Source organism: Paenibacillus sp. FSL R5-0341 (genome assembly GCF_037975235.1).
In the GTDB taxonomy this organism is placed as follows: Bacteria; Bacillota; Bacilli; order Paenibacillales; family Paenibacillaceae; genus Paenibacillus; species Paenibacillus amylolyticus_A.
Window position 1 is genome coordinate 786410 of the sequence record NZ_CP150241.1, and the last position, 12224, is coordinate 798633.

The 12224-nt window shown below is 47.3% G+C and carries 8 protein-coding genes; all 8 read left to right on the top strand.

Features of this window, described 5'->3' with window-relative positions; translation table 11 throughout:
• Window positions 1-164 precede the first annotated feature (164 nt).
• The 8 genes from purH (at window position 165) to MKX75_RS03705 (ending at window position 12193) form a co-directional block, all read left to right on the top strand.
• Window positions 165-1712: a bifunctional phosphoribosylaminoimidazolecarboxamide formyltransferase/IMP cyclohydrolase gene (gene purH, locus MKX75_RS03670; protein ID WP_076333433.1), complete on the top strand. Its 1548-nt coding sequence runs from the start codon at window positions 165-167 to the stop codon at window positions 1710-1712.
• Window positions 1713-1839: 127 nt separating this feature from the next.
• Window positions 1840-3105: a phosphoribosylamine--glycine ligase gene (purD, locus tag MKX75_RS03675; RefSeq protein ID WP_339168447.1), complete on the top strand. Its 1266-nt coding sequence runs from the start codon at window positions 1840-1842 to the stop codon at window positions 3103-3105.
• A 717-nt stretch (window positions 3106-3822) separates the two neighbouring features.
• Complete coding sequence (locus tag MKX75_RS03680; protein WP_062836216.1) at window positions 3823-5160, top strand: hemolysin family protein; 1338 nt, start codon at window positions 3823-3825, stop codon at window positions 5158-5160.
• Window positions 5161-5388: 228 nt separating this feature from the next.
• Window positions 5389-6471, top strand: coding sequence for a hemolysin family protein (locus MKX75_RS03685; RefSeq protein WP_145152915.1), 1083 nt, complete (start codon window positions 5389-5391; stop codon window positions 6469-6471).
• Window positions 6472-6864: 393 nt separating this feature from the next.
• A complete protein-coding gene (locus tag MKX75_RS03690) occupies window positions 6865-7818 on the top strand; it encodes a ring-cleaving dioxygenase (RefSeq protein WP_339170324.1) in 954 nt (317 codons plus the stop codon).
• Between the two features lie 14 nt (window positions 7819-7832).
• On the top strand, window positions 7833-8438 hold the full coding sequence (locus MKX75_RS03695; protein WP_339170326.1) for an alpha/beta hydrolase: 606 nt from the start codon (window positions 7833-7835) through the stop codon (window positions 8436-8438).
• Between the two features lie 215 nt (window positions 8439-8653).
• Window positions 8654-10945, top strand: a complete 2292-nt coding sequence (locus tag MKX75_RS03700; protein WP_339168449.1) for a glycoside hydrolase family 3 C-terminal domain-containing protein — start codon at window positions 8654-8656, stop codon at window positions 10943-10945.
• Window positions 10946-11302: 357 nt separating this feature from the next.
• Window positions 11303-12193, top strand: a complete 891-nt coding sequence (locus MKX75_RS03705; protein WP_339168451.1) for an alpha/beta hydrolase — start codon at window positions 11303-11305, stop codon at window positions 12191-12193.
• The last annotated feature ends 31 nt before the right edge of the window (window positions 12194-12224 follow it).

Consider the following 12224-nt stretch of genomic DNA (forward strand, 5'->3'; position numbering starts at 1 on the left):
AGAAGGTTGTTCTGTCATCGGAGTGTCCCGTGTAAACATCTTAGTTCCACTTATATAACATAAGTCGAATATTGGTACGCATTTTGTGATATTTCTCGGGAAATAAATCGGCTGTGTTTCGTCAGGAAACGCGAAGCCATGGGACATTAAAGGAGGAGCATATTGTGAGTATCAAAAGAGCGCTGGTCAGCGTATGGGATAAAACAGGCATCGTGGACTTTTGCCGCGAGCTGTCGCAAATGGGTGTGGAGATTATTTCGACAGGAGGTACAAGCAGCCTGTTGTCGAAGGAAGGCGTACCTGTCATCGGGATTTCGGATGTGACCGGGTTCCCGGAAATCATGGACGGACGTGTCAAAACTTTGCATCCGGCAGTTCATGGTGGATTGCTGGCTGTTCGTGACAGCGAAGAGCATAAGCGCCAGATGGAAGAGAACGGACTGGATTATATCGACCTCGTTGTCGTAAACCTGTACCCCTTCCAAGATACCATCGCCAAACCGGATGTGACGTACGAAGACGCGATTGAGAACATTGATATCGGTGGTCCTACGATGCTTCGTTCTGCTGCCAAAAACCATGCCTTTGTTAGTGTCGTTGTTGACACAGCAGATTATGGCAAGGTGCTTGAAGAAGTTCGCAGCAATGGAGATACGACTCTCGAAACACGCAAACGGCTTGCGGCAAAAGTGTTCCGCCATACAGCGGCTTACGATGCAGTTATTTCTGACTATCTCTCCAACCTGAACGGTGACCCGTTGCCAGAGCGTCTGACGGTTACTTACGAAAAACTCCAGGATTTGCGTTACGGCGAAAATCCACACCAGCAAGCGGCATTCTACCGCAAACCACTGGCTGCTCAAGATACGCTGACAACAGCCGAGCAATTGCATGGCAAAGAGTTGTCTTACAATAACATCAACGATGCGAACGCAGCATTGCAGATTGTGAAAGAGTTTGAAGAACCGGCCGTTGTCGCGGTTAAACATATGAACCCATGTGGCGTGGGTATTGGCGTAAGTATCTATGAAGCTTACAGCAAAGCATATGCTGCAGATCCAACGTCTATCTTTGGTGGCATTGTGGCAGCGAATCGCATTATCGACAGCGATACAGCAGGTAAATTGAGCGAGATTTTCCTGGAAATCGTACTTGCTCCTGATTTTACGCAAGAGGCTCTCGATATCCTGACGAAGAAGAAAAACATTCGTTTGCTCAAAACGGGTGAGTTGAATGCTGCTCGTAAACGGGAAAGCCAATTCGTGGTAACGTCCATCGACGGCGGCATGATCGTGCAACAGTCGGATGTGCATTCCATTGAAGCGAGCGAGCTGAACGTGGTAACGGATCGTGCGCCATCGGAAGAAGAACTGAAACAGCTGTTGTTTGGCTGGAAAGTAGTTAAACACGTGAAATCCAACGCGATTGTACTTGCTGCGAATGACATGACGGTAGGTGTAGGCGCTGGACAAATGAATCGTGTGGGTGCAGCCAAAATTGCGATTGAGCAAGCTGGTGAGCAAGCAAAAGGTGCTATTCTGGCCTCCGATGCGTTCTTCCCAATGGGTGATACGCTGGAACTGGCAGCAAAAGCCGGAATTACAGCAGTGATTCAACCTGGCGGTTCGATCAAAGACGAAGAATCCATCAAAGTAGCAAATGAATACGGAATTGCCATGGTCTTCACAGGCGTTCGTCACTTCAAACACTAGAACGAAAAAGGTTTAATAAGGGGTGTCGCCTGTCATGTTAATGACTTATGGTACACCCCCTCTTTTTTAGGTTTTTGACACGCAATAGCCTAACAAATTCAGTTATGCACGGAGGGGAACAGAGCGAATGGATATTCTGGTAGTAGGCGGCGGTGGCCGGGAGCATGCAATTATCTGGGCACTGGCGAAGAGTCCAAAGGTAGACAAGATTCACTGTGCACCGGGAAATGCAGGCATTGCTCAGTTGGCTGAGTGTCATGCCATTGCGGTAAATGAATTCGATAAATTAACAGCTCTTGCTGTAGAGCTTAAAGTGGGTTTAGTGGTTATTGGTCCGGATGATCCGCTCGCGGATGGGATCGTGGATGCATTTGATTCGACAGGTATTCCGGTATTCGGACCTCGTCGCAATGCAGCAGAGATCGAAGGAAGTAAAACGTTCATGAAGGATCTGCTGCACAAATACAATATTCCAACCGCAGCCTATGAGAAATTCCATAGTTACGAACAGGCTCAAGCATACCTGAATGAACAAGCAATTCCGGTTGTTATCAAGGCAGATGGACTGGCAGCGGGCAAAGGTGTGACGGTAGCTTATTCGCGTGAAGAGGCTGATCAGGCACTTCGCAGTATCATGGTGGAGAAGGTATTTGGTGAAGCGGGAGCCAAAGTCATCATTGAGGAATTCCTCGCAGGGCAGGAAATGTCCATTCTGGCCTTTGTCGATGGAGAGACGGTTCGTCCGATGGCCGCAGCACAGGATCACAAACCTGTATTCGACAATGATCAGGGGCCAAACACAGGCGGTATGGGTACATACTCACCATTGCCACATATCCCTGCATCCATTATTGAAGAAGCCGTGGAGACGATTATCAAACCAACGGCCAAAGCAATGGTGTCCGAGGGACGTCCGTTCCAGGGAGTATTGTTTGCCGGGCTGATGATCTCGCCGGATGGCAAACCCAAAACGATTGAGTTCAACGCACGTTTTGGTGATCCGGAAACACAGGTTGTACTGCCGCGTCTGAAGAGTGACTTGTTCGATATCTTCTGGGCAACTGTTCATGGCAAACTGGCTGACATTGAGATTGAATGGAGCGATGAAGCCGCAGTATGTGTAGTGCTCGCTTCAGGAGGTTATCCTGGTCCTTATGCCAAAGGTGTAGTCATTGAAGGATTGGACCAAGTAGATGATGCCGTAGTATTCCACGCAGGTACAGCACGCAGTGAAGCAGGAGACTGGGTTACGAATGGTGGACGAATCCTGGGCGTAGTTGGCCTTGGTGCGGATATTGCCGAAGCCAGAAACAAAGCCTATGCACAGGCGGAGCGTATCCGATTTGATGGTAAACATCAGCGGACAGACATTGCTGCCAAAGCACTCGTATAGAATGAATACAAGAGCCCGTAATGATGTATACCGGAAAGGTATTTGCATCCTGCGGGCTCTTTTTTGCGTATATAGATGTATCTTTTGTAAACGACCGAACTTGTCCGTACGAGAAAGCCATGGGAAAGACGCAAACTAGGAGCAGATCAGCATGATCACGCATGTTTAATGCCCTAAACTAAAGGGTAGTATTTTTATAAATTGGACTATACTAAACATGTGAAGATTATCACATTATGAGGTGATAACCATCATATTATAGAAAGTACGTAACATACATAAAGACTAATTTGTGAACATTATACTGTAACCTTGTTCCAAACCATAACGTGCAACTGGATGGTTGAGCGGGAAACATGGTATACTTTTCGGAAACAGGAATGAGTATGAGGGGAGGTGGATATCTATTGGGTAGGCGATATTGTAAATTGTCCAAATGGCGAATCTAGGTGGAGTTGAGCGAGGAACAATTGACAGCATGAGGGGTAACCCGATTTGAATGAAGAAGTTTCTGCAAGTCATTGACTTCATCTTGAATTCCTGTTTTGTAATTTTACAAGGTCAAACGTAAGACTTATACAAAAGATATCATTGAAATCGATTTTATATAAGGCAGACGTCGTGTTGAAAGAATAACAGTTGATGAATGGTTAACCTAGTTAACGGATCACACTGTAACTATCTCTGGAGGTGAATCCCTGAGAACCGGGGAAATCATTGGACATAATTACCATATTGAATATCGCTTTACTTATTATCTTGATTGCATTGACTGCATTTTTCGTAGCATCGGAGTTTGCTGTAGTCAAAATTCGTACATCAAGAGTGGATCAACTGGTCGCTGAAGGCAATAAAAAGGCTGTACTAGCCAAAAAAGTTGTCTCAGACCTGGATTATTATCTGTCAGCCTGTCAGCTCGGTATTACGGTCACTGCACTAGGACTGGGAGCGCTCGGAAAACCGACGGTTGAGAGATTGTTATACCCGGTATTCGATTACCTGAACGTATCACCTTCAATCTCGTCGATTGCTTCCTATGCAATCGCCTTTATCCTCGTTACGTTCTTGCACGTGGTTATTGGTGAGATGGCACCCAAAACGCTGGCGATTCAGTTTTCGGAAAAACTGACGTTGATGCTCTCCCCATCCCTGTATTGGTTTGGTAAAATCATGTATCCGTTCATCTGGGCGCTTAATGGAACCTCACGTGTTCTTCTGCGAGGATTCGGTGTAAAGCCTGCCAAACATGATCAAGCCTACTCGGAGGACGAGATTAAAATCATTATGAACCAGAGTTATGAAGGTGACGAGAATAACAAGACCAAGCTTTCATATCTGGAAAATGTATTTGTGTTCGACGAACGTGATGCCAAAGACATTATGGTACCACGTACAGAACTGGTGACATTAAATCAGGATATGACCTATGACGATATTATTCCTATATTGGATGAACATAACTATTCACGTTACCCTGTCATCGAGGATGGGGACAAGGACCGCATTATCGGCGTTGTGAATGTGAAAAAGATTTTGCCAGACATGGTTGCCGCAAGATCGTATCAACTAAGCGAGTTCGTTCGTGAGATCCCATTCGTGTCCGAAGTTACATCTATCCAGGATGCGATGATTAAAATGCAGCAGGAACGTGTACACATGGCCGTGGTCGTGGATGAATACGGCGGTACTTCGGGAATCATTACGATGGAGGATATCCTGGAGGAGCTGGTCGGTGAGATTCGTGATGAATTCGATGCCGATGAGGTGGCCGATATCCAGGAGACTGGAGAGAATCAATATCTCATTAATGGCCGGGTACTTTTGGATGAAGTGGAGCGGCAGTTCGGACTTATCTTTGAAGGTAATGAAGAGATGGATACCGTGGCCGGATGGATTCAGTACCAGAAGGGTGTAGGTGTGGAAAAAGGCGACACGGTAGAACACGGTGATTATGTCTGGACCGTCGTGGATACCGAGAACTATCACATCAAACAAGTTCTTCTGGAGCGGGTAAACGGCGCACAGGTTGAGGAAGCGACTAGCGATCTGGCGTGATGTTGCGGAAATTTTTTAAAAATTTAAATGTTTTTGCGATAACGGAGAGGACAGAATAGACTGAAGAAGCGAAGCGTCCGCCTTTATCCCCGGATTTCCCCTTTTATATAAGGAACTAAAAAATCTGGGGATAACAGCGGTCGGAAGGTTATTCTGTCATCGGAGTGGTCTGTGCAACCTTAATATAAATTTTACTTGGAGGTGAATCCCTCAACCTGAGGGAAATCATTGGACGGAATAATAGCCTTGAATTTATTTTTAGTAGCCGTATTTATCGGCCTGACAGCCTTTTTCGTTGGAGCTGAATTTGCAATTCTTAAAGTACGGATGTCCCGAATCGATCAATTGATCTCGGAAGGCAACAAAAAGGCAGTACTCGCCAAAAAAGTGGCGCACAACCTGGATTATTATCTGTCTGCATGTCAATTGGGGATTACCATCACGGCGCTGGTATTGGGAGCCTTGGGTGAACCTACCGTTGAGAAAATGTTACACCCGTTGTTTGAGCGCATGGAAGTGCCGGCGGCGTTGTCTACTGTGCTTTCCTACGGTATTGCTCTGGCGATCATTACGTTCCTGCACGTGGTTATCGGTGAATTGGCACCGAAAACACTGGCGATCCAGTTTGCAGAGAGAATGACGTTGTTGCTGGCACCACCACTTTACTGGTTCGGTAAAATCATGAATCCGTTCATCTATGCATTGAATGGAGCTGCGCGTCTGTTGCTTGGCATATTTGGTGTAAAACCTGCCGGGCATGATACCGTTCACTCGGAAGAAGAGCTGAAGCTGATTATGGCACAGAGCTATGAGAGTGGCGAGATCAACCAGACGGAACTGGACTATCTCAAAAATATTTTTGCTTTTGATGAGCGTCTACTTCAGGAGATTATGATTCCACGAGATAAAATTGTTACGCTGAATAAAGAAATGCCGCTTGATCAGATCATTGAGATGCTGAATCGACACGAATACACGAGATACCCTGTTATTGCAAATGGGAATCAGGATCATTTTGTTGGTTTCATCAACACGAAAGAAATGCTGACAAGTGTGGCTGCGGGCCGCGCCTTCAATATGGAGACATTTGTTCATAATACGCCGAGTTTCTCCGAGAAATCTCCAATCAAAGACGTGTTGATTCAGATGCAGCAAAGCCGTGTACACATTGCAACCGTGAAAAACGAAGCAGGTGCTACGGTAGGTATGGTTACAATGGAGGATATCCTTGAAGAGATTGTGGGCGATATCAAGGATGAATACGAGCACAAAGATTTGGTGAATCCGCCAAAAAGAATGAAATTGGTTTAAAGAAGCATTGGTACAAAGGTAAGACAGGATGAGCAAAGCGACGTAATCGTTTTAACGAGCAGGCTCCCGATGTGATCGGGGCCTGTTTTTTGTTGTGGAATCTTAATTTTGAAATAAATGCTTGCATATTGCTTTGCAATGGATTAATATAAATTTAAAGAATCTTAATTTAAAGATAAATAACAAAAACGAAATAAATAAAAGAAGCTAAATAAGTCGAAATAATAACTTACACGTAACGAAGAGGACAGAAAAAACCTGAAAAAGCGAAGCGTTCGCCTTTATCCCCGGATTTTCCCTTAGGAAAAGAAATCAAAAAAATCTGGGGATAACAGCGATTGGAAGGTTATTCTGTCATCGTAGTGCCTGTGTAAATAAACCAAGGGAGTGGAGATTATGTTCAGAACTTCAGGAATTCATCATATTACAGCTTTTGTTGACGATGCGCAGAAAAACGTTGATTTTTACGCAGGGGTGTTGGCGCTCAGACTGGTGAAAAAAACTATTAACTTTGATGCACCAGACGTGTATCACTTGTATTACGGAAACGAGCAGGGTGCACCGGGCACAATTATCACCTTTTTCCCACAGCAGAATTCAAGAAGAGGTGTCATTGGTTCAGGTCAGACTGGAGTTACCGTATATGCGGTTCCTGTGGGCAGCCTGCCATTCTGGAAAAAACGTCTTGCTTCCTTCGATATTCCATATGAAAATAAAACGAGATTCGGTGAGCAGTACATTCGTTTCTTCGACAAAGGTGGTCTGCTGCTTGAACTGGTTGAACGCGAATGTGGTCAGCCAAGCAAATGGTCTTTCAACGGTGTAACACCAGAGCATGCCATCAAAGGATTCGGCGGTGCCGTATTGTTCAGTCATGTTCCTGAGAAAACCATGGACGTATTGGTGAGCAAACTGGGTCTGGAGCAGGTTGGCGAAGAGGACGGACTCCTTCGTCTTCAGGCAAGTGGCGATATTGGCCAGATCATCGATATTCAGTCTACAGGCATCCAACGCGGGATTGGCGGAGCCGGAACGGTTCACCATATTGCATGGCGTGCAAAAGATTATGTAGAGCATGAACAAATCCAGCAGGATCTTGAACAATCCGGATATCATCCAACGCCAGTCATTGACCGTCAATACTTCAACGCTGTGTATTTCCGGGAGCCGGGAGGCATACTGTTCGAATTGGCTACGGATCCTCCGGGATTTGCACGGGATGAACCAGCAGAGAGCATGGGCGAGAAACTGATGTTGCCTGAATGGTATGAGACACAGCGTGAGCAGATTGAACAATTGTTGCCACGAATTGAAGTACGTGAATGGAAAGGAGAGTCCAAATCATGACCACAACCAATACAATGAAACACATCTATAAAGCAGGTGCTCAGCCGGATGCGCCAACAATTCTGTTGCTTCACGGTACAGGAGGAACCGAGAACGATCTGATCGGTCTGGCGGAGATGATCGCACCAGGAGCTGGCATTCTTGGGGTGCGGGGGAACGTATCGGAGAACGGGATGCCCCGTTTCTTCCGTCGTCTGGCCGAAGGCATTTTTGATGAAGAGGACCTGATTGCTCGTACGGCGGAGTTGGGATCTTTCGTAGATGCAGCTGCGGTGGAATATGGCTTCGACCGTTCCAACGTGTATGCACTGGGCTACTCTAATGGCGCCAACATTGCGGCGAGCCTGATCTTCCATCAAGCGGATGTATTCAAAGGTGCAATTCTGCATCATCCGATGGTACCGCTGCGCGGACTGGAATTGCCGGATCTGAAAGGTCTGCCTGTGTTCATTGGTGCGGGCGAGAACGATCCGATTGTACCAAGACGTGAAACCGAGGAACTTGCTTCGCTGCTGAGCGGTGCAGGTGCCGATGTAAACACGCATTTGGAGCGTCAAGGTCATCAGTTGACTCGTACCGAGGCAGAAGCTGCGGCAGCTTGGTTTAAGACACAGGCGTAAATTGGCTGGATAGACGGTTATGAAACAGGTGAAGACAGCCTGATCGTGAAGATCGGGCTGTTTTTTCTTTTTATTTATCATGGTCAGGAAGAGGAAATGATTGTCTGGTGTTATGTAACCGTTACTAACCGGGTAAACATTTGAATGTGTGGTAGATAACCTTGTATGCTTAGTGATATAGCTATGCATCAACATCATGAACTGGAGGGGTTAATGTGGAACGTAACATCAAAGAACTGGTACAGCGGATGACACTGGAAGAAAAAGCGGGTATGTGCTCGGGACTGGACTTTTGGCATCTGAAAGGGGTGGAGCGTCTTGGCATTCCATCCGTCATGGTGACGGACGGACCTCATGGGTTACGCAAACAGGATGGGAGTGCAGATCATCTGGGTTTAACGTCGAGCGTGCCTGCAACCTGTTTCCCATCTGCGGCAGGATTGGCTAGTTCATGGGACAAGGAGCTGGCGCGTCAGGTAGGAGTGGCCTTGGGTGAGGAATGTCAGGCCGAAGATGTAGCGGTACTGCTTGGGCCGGGTGTAAACATTAAACGTTCCCCGCTGGGCGGGCGTAATTTTGAATACTTTTCCGAAGATCCGTTGTTATCTACGCAGATGGCTACCGGTCATATTCAAGGTGTGCAGAGTCAGGGTGTGGGTACGTCTCTCAAACACTTTGCAGTCAATAATCAGGAAGAGCGGCGCATGTCGATTGATGCGGTGGTAGATGAACGGACGTTGCGCGAGATTTATCTGGCGAGCTTCGAAGGTGCGGTGAAGGATGGACAGCCGTGGACGGTGATGTGTTCGTACAACAAGGTGAACGGTACGTATGCAGGTGAGAATGAATGGTTGCTTACGGATATCCTGAAAGACGAATGGGGTCACGAAGGTCTTGTGGTATCAGACTGGGGTGCGGTCAATGAACGTGCAGACGCCCTTGCAGCAGGACTGGAACTGGAGATGCCAACAAGCGGTGGAATCGGTGAGCGTAAAGTGATTGATGCCGTAGAGAGCGGACAACTGCCGCTGGACAAGCTGGATCGGGCAGTGGAGCGTCTACTTAAGCTGATCTTCAATGCCGTTGATCAAAAGCAAGAAGGGGCTACATATAACAAGGATGAGCATCACCAACTTGCGCGCAAGGTAGCAGCCGAGAGTATGGTTTTGTTGAAAAATGAAGAAGGTCTCCTGCCGCTGGGCCGTGAAGGCGAAGTGGCGTTAATCGGAGCATTTGCCCGTAAACCCCGCTTCCAGGGCGGCGGCAGTTCCCACATTAATCCGACCAAAGTGGATGATATTGTGAAAGAAATGACACAGGTGGCTGGCGAAGGTGTAACCTTCTCCTATGCTCCGGGTTATCGGATTGAAGCGGATGATGTGGATGAAACGTTAATGCATGAGGCTGTTCAGGCCGCACAGTCAGCGGATACCGCCGTGGTGTTCGTTGGATTGCCGGATCGTTATGAATCCGAAGGGTATGACCGTGCGCATCTGCGTCTGCCTGACAATCATATTCGGTTAATCGAAGAGATTGCTAAGGTTCAATCACGTGTGGTCGTTGTGCTGAGCAACGGATCTCCCGTGGAAATGCCATGGCTGCCGAAAGTACAAGCGGTGCTCGAAGCTTATCTTGGTGGACAGGCCGTTGGTGGAGCGATCGCAGATCTGTTGTATGGAGAGGTGAATCCATCCGGTAAACTGGCGGAGACGTTCCCTGCCAAGCTCAGCCATAATCCATCTTATTTGAATTTCCCTGGTGAAGGGGATCGTGTCGATTACCGGGAGGGTATCTTTGTTGGTTATCGCTATTATGATAAAAAAGAGCTGGAGCCACTGTTCCCGTTTGGCTATGGACTGAGTTACACGACATTTGAATATGCTGATCTGAAGGTAGATCGCACAGAACTGACCGATCAGGATGAAGTGAATGTGCATGTTCGGGTTACCAATACCGGAGACCGAGCAGGCAAGGAAATTGTGCAGCTGTATGTCAGCGATGTAGAGAGCACAGTTATTCGTCCGGTCAAAGAACTGAAAGCTTTTGCCAAAGTGGCTCTGGAACCTGGAGAATCCGAAGTGGTGAGCTTTACACTAAACAAGCGTTCATTCGCCTATTACAACGTGGATATGAAGGACTGGCATGTGGAGACCGGAGAGTTCGAGATTCAGATAGGCAGTTCCTCACGGGACATTCATGTTCACACACGTGTGAACGTAGAGTCTACAGCGACATTCCTGCCAACCTACACGCGTAATAGTACATTGGGGGATATACAACGTGATCCGGCCCATAAACAGCTGCTGGAACAGGCTTTGCAGCAATTCCAGGAGGCCAGTGGATTTGGCGGTGATGATGCTGGGGATCACGCGGATATGATGGATGCGATGATGAAATATATGCCGCTGCGTGCACTTGTTGCGTTTAGCGGTGGGGCCATGACGGAAGAAGCGATGAATGAGCTTCTGGAGCAGTTGAACAACAAGGATCATGGTATTCGAGGATAAGGGTCGGTACCCTTAAACCGAGATTTGTCCATCCTTGGATTCAGCGATTGTGCAATCCGTGCAGGAACTGCGCACGAAGCAACAAGAATGTGTATATGATGGCCAGCCGCATAGTGCTGGGACAGTTACCCGATCCGATCATGGATCGGGTTTTCTTTTTTGCATAAGTAAAAGGAGGGTTAAAGAAACGGTGGGATAGGGATAATCCTTGCAACGTGACAGAGGCGCAGGACTGCTGTAACTTGATGAAGCAATATGGTTGTCGTATAGCATAGATTATTCTATAATGAAGTAATTGATAATCATTTTCAATTAGATTCGGTGAAAGATGACTATGCTTGTAATCAGGAGGGGAATATGAATCCTAACCCTAGCTCACATACGTTTGGTTCAAGTGCGTTTGTTCAGACCCGTGATGGTCGCAAACTACATTATATGTCCAGGGGAACAGGAGAACTGACGGTGGTGTTTGAATCCGGTATGGGCGCCTCCAGATCGAATTGGGGACTGGTTGCACCTGCCATTGCTGAGCATGTACGTGCAGTCGTGTATGACAGGGCTGGGGCGGGACGAAGTGATATCGACTCTGCTCCCCGCAGCCTTGAACGCATTGCAGAGGATCTTGGAGAACTGCTGACAGCTCTGGGCCCGGGCCCATTCATTCTGGTTGGACATAGCTGGGGAGGTCCGATTGTACGGGCTACGGCAGCTGCACATCTATCTCGATTACGTGGCATTATTCTGGTAGATCCATCAGACGAGCATTGTGAAATGTATTTTTCCAAGCTTACTAAAAAGAGCTTTGCCATCAATGGTTTCATTATTCCAATCATGGCGCGTACGGGCTTATATAAGTTGCTCGGTAGCAAAGCGGGAATCATTCAGCCTGACGATGTGGCAGCGGATCACCTCAAGGAGGATTTCACTGTACGGGCAGCCAGCACGATGCTTGCGGAAGGCAAAACATTTCTGGATGACATGGCAGCGTTGCTGGAACATCCTCCGGCTCTGGGTGATCTGGAAGTCAGCGTGATCTCGGGTACGAAACCGGGCAAGGGAGAAGCGAAAATCAGACCTGCTCTCATCACGGCGCATCACCAGACGGTGAGCCAGCTGTCCAATGCGAGATGGATTGGGGCGGATCAATCGGGTCATATGGTTATGTTTACAGACCCTCAGGTTATTATTGATGAAACTGTACGAATGATAAATGATGTGAGCTCAGGCGCAAGAACAGAACAAAAGTGATACAATACAAAGAAAAGCAGTGCGCGACATT

What these genes read in the sequence shown, in the direction of transcription:
- purD (WP_339168447.1), top strand. Translation starts at nt 1,840, where the DNA reads ATGGATATTCTGGTAGTAGGCGGCGGTGGCCGGGAGCATGCAATTATC.
- MKX75_RS03695 (WP_339170326.1), top strand. Translation starts at nt 7,833, where the DNA reads ATGAAACACATCTATAAAGCAGGTGCTCAGCCGGATGCGCCAACAATT.
- MKX75_RS03705 (WP_339168451.1), top strand. Translation starts at nt 11,303, where the DNA reads ATGAATCCTAACCCTAGCTCACATACGTTTGGTTCAAGTGCGTTTGTT.